The organism is Burkholderia sp. RF2-non_BP3, assembly GCF_001522185.1.
Classification (GTDB): domain Bacteria; phylum Pseudomonadota; class Gammaproteobacteria; order Burkholderiales; family Burkholderiaceae; genus Burkholderia; species Burkholderia diffusa.
The window spans coordinates 1-18,680 of record NZ_LOSU01000062.1 but is presented as its reverse complement, the minus strand read 5'-3'; the positions used below and the strand labels follow the sequence as shown (position 1 = coordinate 18,680).

Genomic DNA, 18,680 nt, shown 5'->3' with positions numbered 1-18,680 from the left:
CTCGGCAACACGGTCGACGGCGTGTTCACGACGGTGCAGGACGTCGCGCAGACGGTGCTGTTCCTGTCGGCGTTCCCCAGCGCCGCGCTCACGGGCCAGTCGGTCGTCGTCAGCCACGGCTGGTTCATGCAGTAACGGTAACGGTCTTCTTCGGTACGGGCGGCCGCGCCGCTCGTGCTGCAGGGAGCATTCGCCAGCAGTGAAGCGGCGTAAAAAAACGCGCTCCTTGGAGCGCGTTTTCTGTTTCGGCAGGGCGGGTTGCTGCCCGCCGACGCCGGCTTACTTCAGGACCGCCGCGACCGCATTGGCGACCGCATCGAGGTTGCGCGTGTTCAGCGCCGCAACGCAGATCCGGCCGGTGCCGACCGCGTAGATGCCGAACTCTTCGCGCAGGCGATCGACTTGCGCCGAGGTCAGGCCCGAATACGAGAACATCCCGCGCTGCGCGTTGATGAAGCTGAAGTCGCGATCGACGCCGCTCGCCTTCAGGCGCTCGACGAGGCCGTTGCGCATCGCGCGGATGCGATCGCGCATTTCGCCGAGTTCCTGCACCCACGAAGCGTGCAGTTCCGGCGACGCGAGCACGGCCGCGACGACGGCGCCGCCATGGGTCGGCGGGTTCGAGTAGTTCGTGCGGATCACGCGCTTCAGTTGCGACAGCACGCGCGTCGCTTCTTCCTTGCTCGACGTGATGATCGACAGCGCGCCGACGCGCTCGCCGTACAGCGAGAACGACTTCGAGAACGACGACGACACGAACGCATTCAGGTCGGCAGCGGCAAACAGACGCACCGCGGCAGCATCGGCCTCGATGTTCTCGCCGAAGCCCTGGTAGGCCATGTCGAGGAACGGCACGAGGTTGCGCGCCTTGACGACCTCGACGACCTGCTGCCATTGCGCTTCGGTCAGATCGACGCCGGTCGGGTTGTGGCAGCATGCGTGCAGCACGACGATCGTGCCCGCCGCATAGCCGTTCAGCGCCGACAGCATGCCTTCGAAGTTCACGCCGTTGGTGGCGGCGTCGTAGTACGGGTATGCGACGACTTCGAAGCCGGCCGCTTCGAACAGTGCGCGGTGGTTTTCCCAGCTCGGATCGCTGATCGCGACCTTCGCGTTCGGGTTCACGGTGCGCAGGAAATCGGCGCCGATCTTCAGTGCGCCCGTGCCGCCCAGTGCTTGCGCCGTGACCACGCGGCCCGCGGCGATCAGCGGCGAATCGTTGCCGAGCAGCAGCTTCTGCACCGCTGCGTCGTACGCGGCGATCCCGTCGATCGGCAGGTAGCCGCGCGGCAGGCCGGCGTCGACACGCGCCTTTTCCGCTTCGCGAACGGCGCGCAGCAGCGGAATCTTGCCTTCTTCGTTCGTGTACACACCGACGCCGAGGTTGACCTTGGTCGGACGCGTATCGGCGTTGAAGGCTTCGTTCAGGCCCAGGATCGGGTCGCGGGGAGCAAGCTGGACAGCGGAGAAGAGCGACATGATGATTCGGCAGTAGTGAAAAGAGGGTCAGGCTTTCAGCCGGCGGGGCGGGCGCAGCAGACCGCGCGCCAACGGGCACGGCGCCGGAAAGCGCAGCAGCCTGACATTGTAGCGAATTCACGCTGCCGAAGGCGGCGATCGCACGGCGAATTGCGATTTCGGGCGGTTGTCGCGCGTCAGGAGCCGTCAGCGGTTCGCAACGCCGCGAAGCGCTAGAATAGTTTTTTTGCCCTCGCTCCGGCCGCACTCCATGTCCGAACATCACGCCGAAGTCGGCGACGCGCTCGACGAATCGAAATTCGTGACCTTCGAAGGGTCGCCGTTCCAGTTGTACCAACCGTATCCGCCCGCAGGCGACCAGCCGACCGCGATCGAAACGCTCGTCGAAGGTGTCGGCGACGGCCTCGCATTCCAGACGCTGCTCGGCGTGACCGGTTCGGGCAAGACCTTCACGATGGCCAACACGATCGCGCGGCTCGGCCGCCCGGCAATCGTGTTCGCGCCGAACAAGACGCTCGCGGCGCAGCTCTACTCGGAATTCCGCGAGTTCTTCCCGCGCAACGCGGTCGAGTACTTCGTGTCGTACTACGACTATTACCAGCCGGAAGCGTACGTGCCGCAGCGCGACCTGTTCATCGAGAAGGATTCGTCGATCAACGAGCACATCGAGCAGATGCGGCTGTCGGCGACGAAGAGCCTGATGGAGCGCCGCGACGTGGTGATCGTCGCGACGGTGTCGGCGATCTACGGTATCGGCAACCCGTCCGAATATCACCAGATGATCCTGACGCTGCGCACCGGCGACAAGCTCGGCCAGCGCGACGTGATCGCGCGGCTGATCGCGATGCAGTATTCGCGCAACGAACAGGACTTCCAGCGCGGCACGTTCCGCGTGCGCGGCGACACGATCGACATCTTCCCGGCCGAGCACGCGGAGTTGGCCGTGCGCGTCGAGCTGTTCGACGACGAAGTCGAGACGCTGCAGCTGTTCGACCCGCTGACCGGGCGCGTGCGCCAGAAGATCCCGCGCTTCACCGTGTATCCGTCGTCGCACTACGTGACGCCGCGCGACACCGTGATGCGGGCGGTCGAGACGATCAAGGACGAATTGCGCGAGCGCCTCGAGTTCTTCCACCGCGACGGCAAGCTCGTCGAGGCGCAGCGCCTCGAGCAGCGCACGCGCTTCGACCTCGAGATGCTGCAGGAGCTCGGCTTCTGCAAGGGCATCGAGAACTACTCGCGGCACTTCTCGGGCGCCGCGCCCGGCGAGCCGCCGCCGACGCTCGTCGACTACCTGCCGCCCGACGCGCTGATGCTGCTCGACGAATCGCACGTGCTGATCGGCCAGTTGAACGGCATGTACAACGGCGACCGCGCGCGCAAGGAAAACCTCGTCAACTATGGCTTCCGGCTGCCGTCGGCGCTGGACAACCGGCCGCTCAAGTTCCCGGAGTTCGAACGCAAGATGCGCCAGGTGGTGTTCGTGTCGGCGACGCCGGCCGACTACGAGCAGCGCGTGACGGGGCAGGTCGCCGAGCAGGTGGTGCGGCCGACCGGGCTCGTCGATCCGGAAATCGAAGTGCGCCCGGCAAGCTCGCAGGTCGACGACGTGCTGACCGAAATCAACGCGCGCGTGAACGCCGGCGAGCGCGTGCTGATCACCGTGCTGACGAAGCGGATGGCCGAGCAGCTCACCGAGTTCCTGGCCGACCACGGCGTCAAGGTCCGCTACCTGCACAGCGACATCGATACGGTGGAGCGGGTCGAGATCATCCGCGACCTGCGGCTCGGCACGTTCGACGTGCTGGTCGGGATCAACCTGCTGCGTGAAGGCCTCGACATTCCGGAGGTGTCGCTCGTCGCGATTCTCGACGCGGACAAGGAAGGCTTCCTGCGCGCCGAGCGCTCGCTGATCCAGACGATCGGCCGCGCGGCGCGCAACGTGAACGGCAAGGCGATCCTCTATGCCGACAACATGACCGAGTCGATGAAGCGCGCGATCGGCGAGACCGAGCGGCGTCGCGCGAAGCAGATCGCGCACAACGAGAAGATGGGGATCACGCCGCGCGGCGTCGTGAAGCGCATCAAGGACATCATCGACGGCGTGTACAACGCCGACGACGCGCGCGCCGAGCTGAAGGAAGCACAGCAGCGCGCGAAGTTCGAGGACATGTCGGAAAAGCAGATCGCGAAAGAGATCAAGCGTCTCGAGAAGCAGATGGCCGACTACGCGAAGAACCTCGAGTTCGAAAAAGCCGCGGCCACGCGCGACCAGCTTGCGCTGCTGCGTGAGCGCGTGTTCGGCGCGAACGTGGGCGACCACGTCAACGGCGTCCGGTAAATCTTTCCAAACGTCACTGAAATCTTCCGGTAACACCGTTGTAAGCCTTGTCGGATCAGGGGTTTACACGGTGTCTCGTTTGTTCCGAAGCCGGTTCGGTGCTAAACTCCACAAGTATTGAGAATAGTTCGCATTAACGTTATTCGTTGCGTTAGTGTTTCCAGCACGCGGCCCGGACGGGCGGCGCGCAAGTCACCAGACAAATAACAAGGAGTGTCCATGTTGGGTTCTTCGTTCATCCGCACGTCGGTTGCGGTAGCGGCGGCGCTTGCCGCGATGTCGGCTTCGGCGGCCGAATATCCGATCGGCAAGCAGCAGATCCAGGGCGGCATGGAAATCGGCGCGGTGTACCTGCAGCCGATCACGATGGATCCGGAAGGGATGATGCGCAAGGCGTCGGATTCCGATATCCACCTTGAGGCGGACATCCACGCGGTCAAGAACAACCCGACGGGTTTCGCGGAAGGCGACTGGATGCCTTACCTGCAGGTCACGTACAAGCTGACGAAGCAGGGCGACACGAAGTGGAAGGCCGAAGGCGACCTGATGGGCATGGTCGCGAGCGACGGCCCGCACTATGGCGACAACGTGAAGCTGGCTGGCCCGGGCAAGTATCACCTGACGATGACCGTCAAGCCGCCGATGCAGTCGGGCCACATGGCGTTCGGCCGTCACGTCGACAAGGAAACGGGCGTGGGCGCATGGTTCAAGCCCATCACCCTCGAATACGACTTCCCGTTCGCCGGCATCGGCAAGAAGGGCGGGTACTGATTGGTGGCATCACGGACGGCGCGCTTCGGCGCGCCGTCGGCGCAGAGAACCCAGAATGAAATTTCCCCAGAAAATCGTCGCCGCAGCCGCCGCGCTGTGGCTCGCCGGCGCGGCGCATGCCGCCGATCTGCCGACGTTCAAGCTCGAAATGACGGACGGCAAGCTGAACCCCGCCCGCATCGAAGTGCCGGCCGGCCAGCGCTTCAAGATCGAGATCAGGAATACCGGCAAGGGCGCCGCCGAATTCGAGAGCGTGCAGTTGCGCAAGGAGAAGGTGCTCGCGCCGGGCGCCGATTCATTCGTGGTCGTCGCCCCGCTGTCGCCGGGCGAATACAAGTTTTTCGACGATTTCCACCAGCAGGCGCAGGGCGTGATCGTCGCGAAGTAATGCGTTTTATCTGCGTGCGGGCGTACGCGTGTCTTGCCCCGCGCGTCAGGAGGATTCAATGGGTCAGATCTTGTTCATCGTCTGGCGGGAGAGCGTCGAAGCGCTGCTCGTCGTCGGCATCCTCTATGCATGGCTGAAGAACGGCGACGACGACGCGCGCCGCGGCCTGCCGTTTCTGTGGACGGGCGTGGCGGTCGGCCTGCTGATGGCGGTCGGTCTCGGTGCCGCGCTCGTCGGCTTCACCGAAGTGCTGTCCGGCGACGCGCAGGACTATTTCCAGACGGCGATGGTGCTGATCGCGTGCGTGCTGATCGTGCAGATGGTGCTGTGGATGCGCCGGCACGGCCGCACGCTGAAACGTGACATGGAGCAGTCGCTGCAGCAGAGCACGCGCGATTCGAACTGGTGGGGCGTCGCCGTGCTGGTCGCGCTCGCGATCGCTCGCGAAGGCAGCGAGACGGTTATTTTCCTGTACGGCCTCGGTTTCGGTCAGTCGGGGCACGTGGACGCCAGCCAGATGCTCGCGGTCGTGATCGGCCTGGGCCTTGCGTTCCTCACGTTCTATCTGCTGCAGCTCGGCGGCAAGTACTTCTCGTGGCGGCATTTCTTCCGTGTCACCGAAGTGATGCTGCTGTTCCTCGGTGCAGGCCTGTTCCAGACCGGTGTCGACAAGCTGATCGACAAGGAAATCCTGCCGCTCGGCATTTCGCAGGTGTGGGATACGTCGTCGATTCTCGACGACTCCGGCACATTCGGTTCGCTCGTCGCGACGCTGACGGGCTACCGCGCGCACCCGGCGCTGACCAACCTGATCGCCTATGCGGTGTACTGGGCGGTGGTCTGGCTGCTGATGAAGCGCGCGAGCCGACGTCCGGTCGTCCCTGCAGGTCGCGCGGCATGAGTGTTGTTGCCGCAGCCAAGCCGGGCTGGCTCGCGCAGGCCGGTCAGTGGATGCAGCGCCACGGCGCGGTGATCCGCGGCATCCAGTGGGTCGTCGTCGCCGTCTACGCGTTCCTGATCATCGTGCCCGCGGTATTGCCGCTGCCGGACGATTCCGCGCATCTGTGGAGCAATCTCACGCTGATCGCGCAGTTCGTGTTCTGGGGCATCTGGTGGCCGTTCGTGCTGCTGTCGATGGTGATGCTCGGCCGCGTCTGGTGCGGCGTGCTGTGCCCGGAAGGTGCGCTGACCGAATATGCGAGCAAGTTCGGCCGCGGCGGCGCGATTCCGCGCTGGATGCGGTGGGGCGGTTGGCCGTTCGTCGCATTCGGGCTCACGACGATCTACGGGCAGATGGTGAGCGTGTATCAGTACCCGCTCGCGGTGCTGTTCGTGCTCGGCGGCTCGACCGTCGGCGCGATCGTGATCGGCGTGCTGTACGGCCGCGAGAAGCGCGTGTGGTGCAAGTACCTGTGCCCGGTCAACGGTGTGTTCGGACTGCTCGCGCGGCTCGCGCCGATGCGCTACAAGGTCGATGAGGATGCCTGGCGTCACTCGTACAAGAACGGCGAGCACGGGCATCGCGTGATTCCGATCAATTGCGCGCCGCTCGTGCCGTTGCGCAACATGAAGGGCGCCGCCGCATGCCATATGTGCGGCCGTTGCAGCGGGCACCGCGACGCAATCGCGCTGTCGTGGCGCTCGCCGTCCGACGAGGTCGTGAGCCTCGGCGCGCAGCAGGCGAATCCGTGGGACACGGCGCTGATCCTGTACGGCCTGCTCGGCGTCGCGATCGGTGCGTTCCACTGGACCGTCAGCCCGTGGTTCGTGCAGATCAAGCAATGGCTCGCGGGCTGGCTCATCGATCGCGACATCACGTGGCCGCTCGAGACGAATGCACCGTGGTTCCTGCTCACGCACTATCCCGATCGCAACGACGTGTTCTCGTGGCTCGACGGCGGGCTGATCGTCAGCTACATCGTCGGCACGGGGCTCGTGTATGGCACCGCGCTGCTCGTGCTGCTGGCCGGTGCGACGCTGATGCTCGGCCGTTTCGACCGCGTGCGTCTCCATCATCTCGCACAGGCGCTGATCCCGATCGCGGGAGCCGGCGTATTCCTCGGGCTGTCGGCGACGACGCTGTCGCTGCTGCGGGCCGAGCACGTGCCGCTCGGCTGGGCGACCGACGTTCGCATCGCGATTCTGGTCGGCGCGAACGCATGGAGCGCCTGGCTCGCATGGAAGGTGACGGGGCGCTATGCGGCGTGGCCGCGTCGCCTGGCGGCATTCGCGTGGTTCGCGGCAGGCCTGGCCGTGGTCGACAGCGCATGGTGGTTGATGTTCTGGGGTTTCTGACGCGGTCTTGACGGCCTTGTGGCCGGGCTCCGGAGCAGCAGGCGAGCGTATTTCGCCGTCGGGCACCGGAACCCGCCGACGCTGAAGGTGAAGTGCCGACAGCCGCGATGTCTTTCTCTTTGCATCCAGACGCACCAACAAAAAAGCGACACGTCGAAGGACGTGTCGCTTTTTTCTTCCTTGTGCGAGAACCAAAAAAGTGGCTTGGCTTGCTGCAACGGCTGCTTGAGTGTGTTTGCACGAAGGGGTCTAGATCTCGCGTGCAAGCCGTTACGCTGGCTACTGCCCAACACCTCTCAGGGAGGTGGTCCCCACAATACTCTGTCGTTACTTCGTCAGGATCAGCTTGCCGAGCCGCGTGGCACGCAACTGATAGGTCTCTCCGTTATGCGCGATGCTGATGTGGCTGTGGCCTTGCAGCAGCGCATCGCTGCTGAGGGTCCGGGTGCCGGCATCGCGGCTGCCGGCAGGTTTCGCCGGCGTCGTGACCGCTGCCGTCTTCTGACGGTTGGCGCTTGCGGTGCCGGTCGTGCGGCGCAAGGTCAGCGTGGTCGGGCGCGTGGTGTCGGTCATTCGGTTGATCGGTGACTGTCGATACGATGGAATGAATTCTAAATGATAACTATTCCCATTTACAAAAACTCTTTATCGATCGGTATGACAAATTCGATAGCTTGAATCAAAGGGGCGGCCTGCAGGCCGCCGCCGATGTCAGTGGAGCGGGTCGGGGTCCTTGCGTCCCTGTGCGTATTCGCGGATCAGGCGCACCGTGTCGATGTCCGACGTGCGATACGCTTCCTTGACGATGCCGTGCGTCTGGCGTGCTTCCTCGCTGTCGTCCGTCACGGTCAGCGTCGTGTGGTACTCGAAGCGAAGGAACAACTCGTGGTCGTCGCGTTCCTCGATCGTCATCGTCAGCGAGCCGCCGATTTCGCCGCCGGCCGCATGGATGTCGTAGCGCACTTGCTGGTTCGGGGTGAACGTCACGCGGTCGCGCACGGTTGCATGCCCGTAGTGCAGCTCGCGTTCGAGCGTGGTGTCCGTCCGTTCATGGACGACACAGCTGTCGAGGCCGATCACGAACAGCTGCGGCTGTTCGGCGCGCAGCACGAGGCCTTCCCAGAGCTGGTCGCGGGTGAGGGACGGCACGGCCGGATCGTCGGAGTTGATCTGGATCAGATGTTCGAAGTTCAAGGGGACGGGTTCCTTCTGGTGGCGGGCGGCCACATGGTTCAAGAAGTTATTGTGACGCAAAACGCGCGGTTTCGCGGCCCCTGCGGCCCCATTCGGACGTCATGCGTCGATGCAGCCCATGCGGCCGGTCTGGTAGTCGACGACGGCCTGCCGGATCTCTTCCTCGGTATTCATCACGAACGGGCCATAGCGGACGATCGGCTCGTTGAGCGGTACGCCACCGATCAGCAGCAGCTCGAGCGGCGTATCGCCGGCCTCGAACGTCACCGCGTCGCCATCGTCACCGTAGACGATCATCTGCCGTGCGTCGACTTGCTGCCTGTCGGGCCCGTAGCGGCCGGCTCCGTCGAGCGGATAGGCGAACACGCGATAACCTGCCGGCACCGGCTGGGTGACCGTTGCGCCCGGTTGCAGCGTGAAATGCTGGTAGAGGATCGGCGTGCGCGTCTCGATCGCCGCGCGCACCCCAAACGCTTCGCCGGCGATCACGCGGACCTGCGCCCGCCCGTCGGGTGACGTCGCGGTCGGGATGCGGGCGGCCGGGATCTCCTGGTAGCGCGGTGCGATCAGCTTGTCGCGCCGCGGCAGGTTGACCCACAGTTGAAAGCCGTGCGAACGTCCGCCAGCCTGTGCGAACGCGGGATCCGGCATTTCGCTGTGCACGACGCCCGCGCCGGCCGTCATCCACTGCACGTCGCCGGGGCCGAGCGTGCCGGCATGGCCGGCCGAGTCGCGATGGCGAAAGCGCCCGTCGAGCACATAGGTGACGGTCTCGAAGCCGCGATGCGGATGGTCGGGCGCACCCTTGGCTTCGCCAGGGGCATAGTCGACGGGGCCCATTTCGTCGAGCAGCAGGAACGGATCGAAATCCATCAACAGCCGGGTCGGGAACGGGCGGTGAACCACGAAGCCGCCGCCTTCGGTCGTGCGAAGCGCGGGGTACGTGCGGTCAAGCGAGCGAGCGGTCGTCATGCAGAAGCCCTCGGTATCATCGGAATAGCGTCATTTTTGAAACATAGCGCTATTATATTGGGCGTTTTACGGTCCGATTTGCGGCGGTTCGCAATGGATTGTTCTGAAATTGGAACGATGACATGAACATCGATGCACACAACCTGAACGACCTCATGTACTTTTCGCAGGTCGTCGAACACGGCGGTTTCTCGGCTGCGGAACGCGTGCTCGGTATCTCGAAATCGCGCCTGTCGCGGCGCCTGACCGAACTCGAGGCGGCGCTCGGCGTGCGCCTGCTGCAGCGCTCGACGCGCAAGCTCGCGCTGACCGAGGCGGGGGAGCTGTTCTACCAGCATTGCCAGGCGATGCTCGCCGAAGCCCAGGCCGCGATGAACGCCGTGCAGCAGTTGCGCGCATCGCCGCGCGGCTCGGTGCGCGTGAGCGTCCCGGTGACGTTGTCGCAGACGATGCTGTCGCGCATCCTCCCCGAATTCCTCCACCGCTATCCCGAGGTGAAGGTGCACATCCGTGTGACGAATCGCGTGATCGACCTGTTCGAGGATTCGGTCGACGTTGCGTTGCGCGTGCGCTCGGAGCCGCCGCAGAACGCGAACATCGTGGTACGGCCGCTGTGGCGGACCGAGCAGATGCTGGTCGGCGCGCCGAGCCTGCTGAACCAGAATGCGCCGCCGCTCGTGCCGGACGATCTGGCGCACTTCGAGACGCTCGATACGCCGAGCGTCGACGGACGGCACGTGTTCAACCTGATCGCGCCGGACGGCACGCGGCACTTGCACGAGCACGATCCGCGGCTCGTGACGGCCGATCTGATGACGATCCGCGAGGCCGTGCTCGACGGCCTCGGCATCGCGGCGCTGCCCGAGATGATGTACGGCAATGCGTTGCGTGCGGGGCAGTTGTCGCCGGTGATGCCCGGCTGGACGCTGCCGGTGCCGCAACTCTATGCGGTGTTCGTGTCGCGGCAGGGCATGCCGCCCGCGGTGCGCGCGTTCGTCGACTATCTGGTCGAGAAGCTCGACCACGGCGAATACAAGCAGCCGGGGTGCCCTGAGCGCGCGAAGCAGGACGCGACGGCGGCCGATGCTTCGGCCACCTGAATGCAAGATGCGCGTCGTGGCAAATTTGTTTTGTCATTGAAGCGCCGCCGGCAATCGCAAGTTTCAATCGCCGGGACCTTGAATGCATACGCGGGCAGGCCTATATTGAAATCCCATTTCGCGAAGGAAGTTCTGAGCGGAATCAGGTGGCCGCATATGTTGCGAGCCAGATAGGGCAGAACGCGCAGTCCGTGCAGACCACGGTAGCCGCATTTGCGTTGCTCGAGGCGCAACCGATACCGCCGAAGAGCCCGCCGCCCGAAGGCGCCCGCGTGCGCATGAAAAAAGGCCTTCATCTGGCGATGAAGGCCTTTTACTTTGTGCGCGGGCGGCGAGGTGCGGGCGGCGAGACAGCCGCGCGTGCGTTACTTCGCCTTCGCAGTCGGCTCCGTCACGAAGCCGAGCTTCGTCAGGCCGCCGGCCTGTGCATCGGACATCACTTCGGCCACACGCTCATACGCAACCTTGCGGTCGGCACGCAGGTGCAACTCCGGTTGCGGCTGATGCTGTGCCGCTTCCGCGATGTGCGCCTGCAACTGCTCGCGCGTGACCGTCTGGTCGTTCCACAGGATCGTGCCGTTGCCCTGGATCGCGACGTCGACCGTCTGCGGCTTTTCGTCGACGGGCTGGCTGCTCGCGTGCGGCAGGTCGATCTTCACCGCGTGCTGCATCGCCGGGATCGTCACGAGGAAAATGATCAGGAGTACGAGCATGACGTCGACGAGCGGCGTCATGTTGATCTCGCTCATCACGCCATCGTCGTCGTCATCGCTGAAGCCGGTGTTCATTGCCATGGTTCACCCCGTCTCAGCTGGCGCGCGAAGCAAGTCGCAGGCCGTCGCGGGCCGACGACGACGCGAGGCGCGCACCCGTCACGAAGTATGCGTGCAGGCCGTGCGCGAAGCGGCGCAGCTTGCTGACGACACCCTTGTTCGCACGGGTCAGTGCGTTGTAGCCGAGCACGGCGGGAATCGCGACGAACAGGCCGAAGGCCGTCATGATCAGAGACTCGCCGACCGGGCCCGCGACCTGGTCGATCGACGTCTGGCCGGTTGCGCCGATCGCGAGCAGCGCGTGGTAGATGCCCCAGACCGTGCCGAACAGGCCGACGAACGGCGCCGTGCTGCCGATCGACGCGAGGATCGCGAGACCGGCCTGCATGCGCGAGATGCCTTCGTCCATCGTGTCCTTCAGGCAGCGCGTGACCCAGTCCGACACGTCCATGCGGTCGTGCAGGTGCGGTTGCGTCTGATGGTGGTGATCGGCGGCTTCCTTGCCGGACAGCGCGAGCGCGAGGAACGGGTTGTCGCTCGGCGTCGATGCGGCGAGACCGAGCTTCTTGATGCCGTCGTCGAAATCGTCCGAATGCCAGAACGCCTGCTCGGCATTCTTCGTGAGACGGTTCAGGCGAACCACGTTCCAGCCCTTGACGATGATCACGATCCACGACAGGACCGACATCACGAGCAGCGTGATCGCGATGGCGCGCGTGACGAAATCACCTTGCGCCCAGACGTGCGCGATACCGTAGCTTTGCATTTTTGTTTCCTTTGAATCTTTCGAATGAGGCGGGTTAATCGTCGAGCGTGAAGTTGAAGGGCAGCGTATGGGCGGCGCGGATCGCTTGCCCGTTCTCGAGGTATGGCGGGCAGGTGCTGGCGCGTGTCGCATCCAGCGCTGCCTCGTCGAGGCGCGGGTAGCCGCTGCTCTTTTGCAACTCGACACTTTCGATCTTGCCCGTCAAGCCGATGACGAAGTGAACATAGGCCGTGCCCGTTTCGCCGCGGCGACGCGACATCGACGGATAGGTGGGCTTCACGAAGCTGCACTTGAGCGCCGATACGTTCTTCGGCGCGCTGACTTGCATCGTCTCACGGGCCGGACCGGGCGTGGCCGCCGGCGCGGCGGGGGCGGCGGCGGGTGCGGTGGGCGCGGGTGACGGATCGGCTGCCGGGGCGGGCGTCGGAGACGGCGATTGTGCGACCGGCTGAGGCGTCGGCTTGACTGCTTTCTGTACCGGTTTCGGTTCGACCTTCGGCTTGACGCGCGGCGTGGGCTTCGGTGGCGCGGGTTGCGCAACCGATTCGACCGCGACCGGCTGAGCGGCCGGCGCGGGCGGGATCAGCTGCGCGGTGATCGACTGGACTTCGACCGCCTTCGGCGGCGGCGTGTTGCGATGGAGCCACGCGGCCGTCAGCATGATCGCATGTGCGGCAAGCACACCGACCGCGACGGTGATGACCCGGGGATTCATACGTGGGGCAGCCGGCAGGACGCCGGCAGGAGCGGATTGCGAAGCCTGCATGTTAGCTTGAAAGAACGACGTCGCACCCGGGGCGCGGCGGGTGAATCGGTATTACTTGCGGAAGATCAGCAGCGAGATGCACACGGTGGTCACAAATCCGATCAGCAATTCCATGACAGGCTCCTTGGCAGGTAAGCCGCTGGCTCGCGCGGAAGGTGGCTTGCTGACGGTCGGACATCAAATGCGGCCGCAGCCGCACGGGTACGCTCGGCGCCGCTCAGGCGGCCTTGCGGTCGTAGAACGTCACCGGAATCGGATGAGCGTGATGCTCGACGCCGCACCGGCTCGCGCAGACGCCTTGCTCGGCCATGAGGTCGCGGACGGACTCCTCGCACTTGCCGCAGCAGGTGGCCACGCCGAGCTCGAACTGGAGTTCATCGAAAGAACTCAGGCCCTCGGCGAGGGACGCGCGAATCTTGCGGTCGGAAACAGACTTGCACACGCAGACGATCATGATGAGTTGCGATAGCTAACGTTAATGCGAATTATTATCATTAAATTTGCGGACGTTGACAAGCCTGGTTCGGCTTTTTTTAAGGTCATCGGACCCTTGAACCAGGAAGCGGAGCGGGAGAGAGCGAACCGGCGGCGGGCCGGCCCGCGTCAGACGGTCGCGCAGGCGCGCGCGTTCGGCGAGGAAATGGTGACGGATTCGACCGGCTCGTCGATGCCGAGCAGCGACGATGCGAGGGCGCGCAATTGCAGGCCGTCGCTCGTCGAGCAGAAGCGTGGCGGCGCGGCATGCGTGCCGGCCGGCGCGCGCAGGCCGCGTTCGTCGAGCACCCGCGTGAGTTGCCGGGCGATGGCATCGCTCGTATCGACGATCGTCAGCCGGTCGCCGACAAGGTCACGGATCGTTTCCGTCAAGAACGGGTAATGCGTGCAGCCGAGCACCAGCGTATCGGCGCCGTCGTCGAGCATCGGCTGCAGGTAACGCGCGAGCAGCGCGCGCAACGCGGGTGAGTTCGTGTCGCCGCGTTCGATCGCTTCGACGAGCCCGTGGCCGGGCTGGCAGATGAAGCGGCGGCCGGCGCCGTAGCGGTCGAGCAGTGCCTGGAAGCGCGGGCTGTTCAGCGTCGATTGCGTGGCGAGCACGCCCGCGACGCCGGTCGCGGACAGCGCGGCGGCCGGCTTGATGCCCGGCTCGACGCCGACGAGCGGTATCGACAGGCGCTCGCGGATGGCCGCGATCGCGCGCGCCGTCGCGGTGTTGCACGCGATCACGAGCGCTTTCGCGCCTTCGCGGGCGAGCCACTCGCCGATGGCCAGCGTGCGCTCCGTAATGAATGCCTCGTCGCGTGGACCATACGGTGCATGGTGCGAATCGGCGACATAGACGAACGACTCGCCGGGCAGGTGCGCGCGCGCGGCACGCAGCACCGACAGGCCGCCGAGCCCCGAATCGAAGATGCCGACGGGGGCGGCGGGGCGGACCGCGGAAGCGGCTGGCGGGTTCGTCGTCGTCATGCGGAAGGCGAGGTGGCGATCGTGGCTAGTGTGGCGGGCGTGGCGATTACTCGGGCGAACCCATCATCGTCTGCTGGTAGTTCTGCAGGCCGACCTTGCCGATCAGGTCGATCTGCGTTTCCAGCCAGTCGATGTGCTCTTCGGTGTCGTCGAGGATCTTTTCGAAGATCTCGCGCGACACGTAGTCACGTACCGATTCGCAGTAAGCGATCGCTTCCTTGCACGTGGACTGCGAGATCTGCTCGAGCTTCAGGTCGCACTTCAGGATCTCTTCGGTTTCCTCGCCGATCAGCAGCTTGTGCAGGTCCTGCAGGTTCGGCAGGCCGTCGAGCATGAACACGCGCTCGATCAGCCAGTCGGCATGCTTCATTTCGCCGATCGATTCGTCGTATTCGTGCTTGCCGAGCTTTTCGAGGCCCCAGTGCTTGTACATGCGCGCATGCAGGAAGTATTGGTTGATCGCCGTGAGTTCGTTCTTCAGTTGGGCGTTCAGGTATTCGATGACTTTCTTGTCGCCTTGCATGGCTGTTCCTTGTTCAGTAGGGCTTCAGAAACCGAACGATAATCGCTCGAACGGGAAAAGCCAAGCCTCGAAGCCTTGTCGGGCCTGCCTTTTGCGTGTAATGAGAATCGGCCCCGGATAGCGGGCCGCGCGCGATAACGAGAATGAGAAGTAAAAAGGCCGGACATCCGTCCGGCCTTTCGTGAGCGCGCTTAAGCGGTTGCGACCGGGATCTTGCCGATCTTCGCCTGCCACTCCTTCGGACCGGTCTGGTGCACCGACGTGCCCGACGAATCGACCGCCACCGTCACCGGCATGTCCTGCACGTCGAACTCGTAGATCGCTTCCATGCCGAGGTCTTCGAATGCGAGCACCTTCGCGCCGCGGATCGCCTTCGACACGAGGTAAGCCGCACCGCCGACCGCCATCAGATACGCCGCCTTGTGCTTCTTGATCGCGTCGATCGCGACCGGGCCGCGCTCGGCCTTGCCGACCATCGAGATCAGACCCGTCTGGGCAAGCATCGTCTCGGTGAACTTGTCCATCCGCGTGGCCGTCGTCGGGCCTGCCGGGCCGACCACTTCGTCACGCACCGGATCGACCGGGCCGACGTAGTAGATCACGCGGTTCGTGAAGTCGACCGGCAGCTTCTCGCCCTTCGCGAGCATGTCGGCGATACGCTTGTGCGCGGCGTCGCGGCCCGTGAGCATCTTGCCCGACAGCAGCAGCGTCTGGCCCGGCGTCCAGCTCGCGACTTCTTCCGGCGTCAGCGTGTTCAGGTCGACGCGCTTGCTCGTTTCCGTGTTCGGTTCCCACTGAACCTTCGGCCACGCGTCGAGCGACGGCGCCTCGAGCTTCGCGGGGCCCGAGCCGTCGAGCACGAAGTGCGCGTGGCGCGTGGCCGCGCAGTTCGGGATCAGTGCGACCGGCTTCGACGCCGCATGCGTCGGTGCGGCCATGATCTTCACGTCGAGCACGGTCGCGAGGCCGCCGAGGCCCTGCGCGCCGATGCCGAGCGCGTTGACCTTCTCGTGCAGCTCGACGCGCAGTTCCTCGACCCAGTCCTTCGGGCCGCGCGCGATGATTTCCTGGATGTCGATCGGCTCCATCAGCGATTCCTTCGCCATCAGCATCGCCTTTTCGGCGGTGCCGCCGATGCCGATCCCGAGCATGCCCGGCGGGCACCAGCCCGCGCCCATCGTCGGGACCGTCTTCAGCACCCAGTCGACGATCGAGTCGGACGGGTTCAGCATCACGAACTTCGACTTGTTCTCCGAGCCGCCGCCCTTCGCCGCGACCTGCACGTCGACCTTGTCGCCCGGCACGATCTCGTAGTGGATCACGGCCGGCGTGTTGTCCTTCGTGTTCTTGCGGGCGCCTTCCGGCGGATTGACGATCGATGCGCGCAGCACGTTGTCCGGGTGCGTGTAACCGCGGCGCACGCCTTCGTTGATCATGTCGGTGAGACCCATCGTCGCGCCGTCCCAGCGCACGTCCATGCCGACCTTCACGAAGATCGTGACGATGCCGGTGTCCTGGCAGATCGGGCGCTTGCCTTCCGCGCACATGCGGCTGTTCGTGAGGATCTGCGCGATCGCGTCCTTCGCGGCCGGGCTCTCTTCCAGCTCGTACGCGCGGCCGAGGGCCTGGATGTAGTCGAGCGGGTGGTAGTAGCTGATGTACTGCAGCGAATCCGCGATGCTCTGGATCAGGTCTTCCTGTTTGATGACGGTCATGGCTGAGACTCTGTGAGGACTGAGGGGAATACGTTTATGCGTTGGCGGCGGCTTCGACCGATTTGCGGGACACGGCCGGGGTGGGCGCATGCGTCTCGTGGAAATGGGCCGGGTGCGTGTGGGTCGTCAGGCGGTCGACCCACGCCATCACGAGCGCCGACACGAGGAACGACACGTGGATGATCACCTGCCACATGATCGCGTGCGTCGTGTGCTGGTCGGGGTTGATGAAGGTCTTCAGCAGGTGGATCGACGAAATGCTGATCAGCGCCATCGACAGCTTGACCTTCAGCACGCCCGCGTTCACGTGGTCGAGCCACTCGGGCTCGTCGGGATGGCCCTCGATGCCGAGGCGCGACACGAACGTCTCGTAGCCGCCGACGATCACCATGATCAGCAGGTTCGAGATCATCACGACGTCGATCAGGCCGAGCACCGCGAGCATCACGCTGATCTCGTCCAGGCTCGTCGCGTGCGACAGCAGGTGCCAGACTTCCTTCAGGAACAGGAACACATAGATGGCCTGCGCGACGATCAGGCCCAGATAAAGCGGAACCTGGAGCCAGCGGCTCATGAAGATCAGCGCGGGCAGCGGGCGCAGGGGACGACGGTTGGAGCCGGGCGAATGCGGGGCAGACATGGTGGAGGGTCGGGCGCTGGGCGCAGGTATCGGGGGTAATCTTGAAAAGGCGCGCTATTGTAACGCGTCGGCCGGCGCGACTGCAGCGACGCGCCGGGGTGCCGGGGACGGATCAGGACGCGGCCGCCGGCACGCGCTTCACGCGCAGGCTCGCGAGCACGATGCCGCTGACGACGCATGCGAGCGCGATGCCGTGCGCGAGCGTCGGGCGTTCGCCGAGGAACGCGATGCCGTACGCGGCGGCCGCGACCGGCAGCACTGCGCTGAACACGCCGGCGAGGCTGCCCGGCACGTGCCGGATACCTTTCATCCACAGCCAGAACGAGAAGATGCTGGCCGACAGCCCGTACCAGACGACGAGCGCCCACGTACCGGCCGGCACGCTCGCGTAATCGAAATGCCACAACGCCGTCGCGCCGAGCGGCAGCATCAGGCACAGGCCGAACAGATGCGTGTATGCGCAGATGTCGATCGGCGCGAGTGTCTGCGTGAGCCGGCGCGACAGGATCACGTAGATCGATTCGCAGCACACGGCGCCGAGGATCAGCAGGTTGCCGGTCAGCGAGCCGGCCGAGGTGCCGCCGGCGCCGTGCGCGGACGCGCTGCCTGCGCTGCCGTTGGCGAGGTTGATCGTCACGACGCCGGCGATCGCGAGTGCGATCGACACGAGCGCACGGCCGTTCGGTTTTTCACGCAGGATCAGCCACGCGAACAGCGCGACGATCGCCGGGATGGTGCTCGTGATCACGCCGGCCGCGACCGCGCTCGTGCGCTGCACGCCATTGAGCATCAGCAGCGTAAACATGAAGGTGCCGAAGAACGCCTGCAGGAACAGGTTCAGCCATTCCGCGCGCCGGACGGCACGCATCTTCACGGGGCTGAACAGCGGCCACAGCACGGCGATCGCGATCACGAAGCGCAGCGTGGCGAGGATGGCGACCGGGACGAAGACGACGATGGATTTGCCGATACCGACGTTGCTGCCGACAAACAGCATCGACAGGATGAGGAAGAGGGCGTAGCGATTCAAGCTGGAATCCGGGAGGCGAGTTCAGTTAGGATTGTAGGGTCGCGGTTGTAACAGCGTAAAGCAGACCGCAGGCGCCGCCGCGCGGCGTGCGAAACGGCGGTGTCGCGTAAGTGACGGGTAAGTTCGAGCGCTTATCGTGGATATCGCCGGGCCGTACATCCACCGTCTTGTGACGTGGTGCGGCGCAGCATCGCGCGCAGCCTTCGGGCCGCGCGCGGGTGAGTGGGAGACAGCGGCGCGCGAGCGCCGGCCAAGACGCGGCGCGCACGATCGCGCCGCCATGCAGAGGATTCATGTTCACCAAGGGGTAGTCGATGTCTGCGATTGAATCGGTTCTTCACGAAACCCGTCAGTTTGCGCCGCCCGAGGCGCTCGAGAAGGCGGCGACCATTTCCGGCATGCCGGCCTACCGCGCGCTGGCCGCCGAAGCCGAGCAGGATTACGAAGGCTTCTGGGCGCG

The 18,680-nt window shown here is 65.0% G+C and carries 19 protein-coding genes and 2 pseudogenes; 8 read left to right on the top strand and 13 right to left on the bottom strand.

Features of this window, described 5'->3' with window-relative positions; translation table 11 throughout:
• Positions 1-135: pseudogene (locus WS45_RS35440) on the top strand (3-hydroxybutyrate dehydrogenase); the annotation flags it as partial.
• 144 nt (positions 136-279) lie between these two features.
• Here WS45_RS35440 and WS45_RS28445 read toward each other — a convergent pair.
• Entirely contained in the window at positions 280-1,479 is a 1,200-nt protein-coding gene (locus WS45_RS28445) for an amino acid aminotransferase (RefSeq protein WP_059535557.1), read from the bottom strand.
• A 250-nt stretch (positions 1,480-1,729) separates the two neighbouring features.
• Between WS45_RS28445 and uvrB the strand changes: the two genes are divergently transcribed.
• The 5 genes from uvrB (at position 1,730) to WS45_RS28420 (ending at position 7,274) form a co-directional block, all read left to right on the top strand.
• The gene (gene uvrB / locus WS45_RS28440; protein ID WP_059535554.1) at positions 1,730-3,820 is read left to right on the top strand and encodes an excinuclease ABC subunit UvrB; all 2,091 of its coding nucleotides are present in this window, start codon (positions 1,730-1,732) and stop codon (positions 3,818-3,820) included.
• Positions 3,821-4,039: 219 nt separating this feature from the next.
• A complete protein-coding gene (locus WS45_RS28435; protein ID WP_057929472.1) occupies positions 4,040-4,591 on the top strand; it encodes an iron transporter in 552 nt (183 codons plus the stop codon).
• A 55-nt stretch (positions 4,592-4,646) separates the two neighbouring features.
• A complete protein-coding gene (locus tag WS45_RS28430; protein ID WP_006760846.1) occupies positions 4,647-4,979 on the top strand; it encodes a cupredoxin domain-containing protein in 333 nt (110 codons plus the stop codon).
• Between the two features lie 58 nt (positions 4,980-5,037).
• Positions 5,038-5,880, top strand: a complete 843-nt coding sequence (locus tag WS45_RS28425) for an FTR1 family iron permease (protein WP_059535552.1) — start codon at positions 5,038-5,040, stop codon at positions 5,878-5,880.
• Positions 5,877-7,274: a 4Fe-4S binding protein gene (locus WS45_RS28420; RefSeq protein WP_059702736.1), complete on the top strand. Its 1,398-nt coding sequence runs from the start codon at positions 5,877-5,879 to the stop codon at positions 7,272-7,274. The genes WS45_RS28425 and WS45_RS28420 overlap by 4 nt, the downstream gene beginning before the upstream one ends.
• A gap of 327 nt (positions 7,275-7,601) precedes the next feature.
• Here WS45_RS28420 and hemP read toward each other — a convergent pair whose 3' ends face one another.
• The 3 genes from hemP to WS45_RS28405 form a co-directional block, all read right to left on the bottom strand.
• Complete coding sequence (hemP, locus tag WS45_RS28415; protein WP_039322336.1) at positions 7,602-7,847, bottom strand: hemin uptake protein HemP; 246 nt, start codon at positions 7,845-7,847, stop codon at positions 7,602-7,604.
• A gap of 138 nt (positions 7,848-7,985) precedes the next feature.
• Complete coding sequence (locus WS45_RS28410) at positions 7,986-8,468, bottom strand: SRPBCC family protein (protein ID WP_059535558.1); 483 nt, start codon at positions 8,466-8,468, stop codon at positions 7,986-7,988.
• A gap of 99 nt (positions 8,469-8,567) precedes the next feature.
• Positions 8,568-9,440 carry a pirin family protein gene (locus WS45_RS28405; RefSeq protein WP_059535547.1) on the bottom strand — a complete coding sequence of 291 codons (873 nt, stop codon included), beginning with the start codon at positions 9,438-9,440 and terminating at the stop codon, positions 8,568-8,570.
• Positions 9,441-9,562: 122 nt separating this feature from the next.
• On the opposite strand from WS45_RS28405, the gene WS45_RS28400 reads away from it, so the two are divergent.
• Complete coding sequence (locus WS45_RS28400; RefSeq protein WP_059535546.1) at positions 9,563-10,540, top strand: LysR family transcriptional regulator; 978 nt, start codon at positions 9,563-9,565, stop codon at positions 10,538-10,540.
• A gap of 365 nt (positions 10,541-10,905) precedes the next feature.
• Here WS45_RS28400 and WS45_RS28395 read toward each other — a convergent pair whose 3' ends face one another.
• The 9 genes from WS45_RS28395 to WS45_RS28355 all read right to left on the bottom strand — a co-directional run bounded on the left by WS45_RS28395 (position 10,906) and on the right by WS45_RS28355 (position 18,220).
• Entirely contained in the window at positions 10,906-11,334 is a 429-nt protein-coding gene (locus tag WS45_RS28395; protein WP_006754473.1) for an ExbD/TolR family protein, read from the bottom strand.
• A gap of 13 nt (positions 11,335-11,347) precedes the next feature.
• Complete coding sequence (locus WS45_RS28390) at positions 11,348-12,079, bottom strand: MotA/TolQ/ExbB proton channel family protein (protein ID WP_059449473.1); 732 nt, start codon at positions 12,077-12,079, stop codon at positions 11,348-11,350.
• A gap of 34 nt (positions 12,080-12,113) precedes the next feature.
• Complete coding sequence (locus tag WS45_RS28385; protein ID WP_059702734.1) at positions 12,114-12,845, bottom strand: energy transducer TonB; 732 nt, start codon at positions 12,843-12,845, stop codon at positions 12,114-12,116.
• Between the two features lie 217 nt (positions 12,846-13,062).
• Positions 13,063-13,299: a (2Fe-2S)-binding protein gene (locus WS45_RS28380; protein ID WP_059702732.1), complete on the bottom strand. Its 237-nt coding sequence runs from the start codon at positions 13,297-13,299 to the stop codon at positions 13,063-13,065.
• Positions 13,300-13,448: 149 nt separating this feature from the next.
• A complete protein-coding gene (gene murI / locus WS45_RS28375) occupies positions 13,449-14,312 on the bottom strand; it encodes a glutamate racemase (RefSeq protein ID WP_059702730.1) in 864 nt (287 codons plus the stop codon).
• 46 nt (positions 14,313-14,358) lie between these two features.
• Entirely contained in the window at positions 14,359-14,835 is a 477-nt protein-coding gene (gene bfr, locus WS45_RS28370) for a bacterioferritin (RefSeq protein WP_059535536.1), read from the bottom strand.
• 191 nt (positions 14,836-15,026) lie between these two features.
• Positions 15,027-16,550 carry a fumarate hydratase gene (locus tag WS45_RS28365; RefSeq protein ID WP_006478316.1) on the bottom strand — a complete coding sequence of 508 codons (1,524 nt, stop codon included), beginning with the start codon at positions 16,548-16,550 and terminating at the stop codon, positions 15,027-15,029.
• 34 nt (positions 16,551-16,584) lie between these two features.
• A complete protein-coding gene (locus WS45_RS28360) occupies positions 16,585-17,190 on the bottom strand; it encodes a TIGR00645 family protein (RefSeq protein ID WP_059702728.1) in 606 nt (201 codons plus the stop codon).
• A gap of 112 nt (positions 17,191-17,302) precedes the next feature.
• Positions 17,303-18,220: a DMT family transporter gene (locus tag WS45_RS28355; protein ID WP_059702726.1), complete on the bottom strand. Its 918-nt coding sequence runs from the start codon at positions 18,218-18,220 to the stop codon at positions 17,303-17,305.
• Between the two features lie 314 nt (positions 18,221-18,534).
• Between WS45_RS28355 and WS45_RS35435 the strand changes: the two are divergent.
• A pseudogene (locus WS45_RS35435) lies at positions 18,535-18,680 on the top strand (AMP-binding protein); the annotation flags it as partial.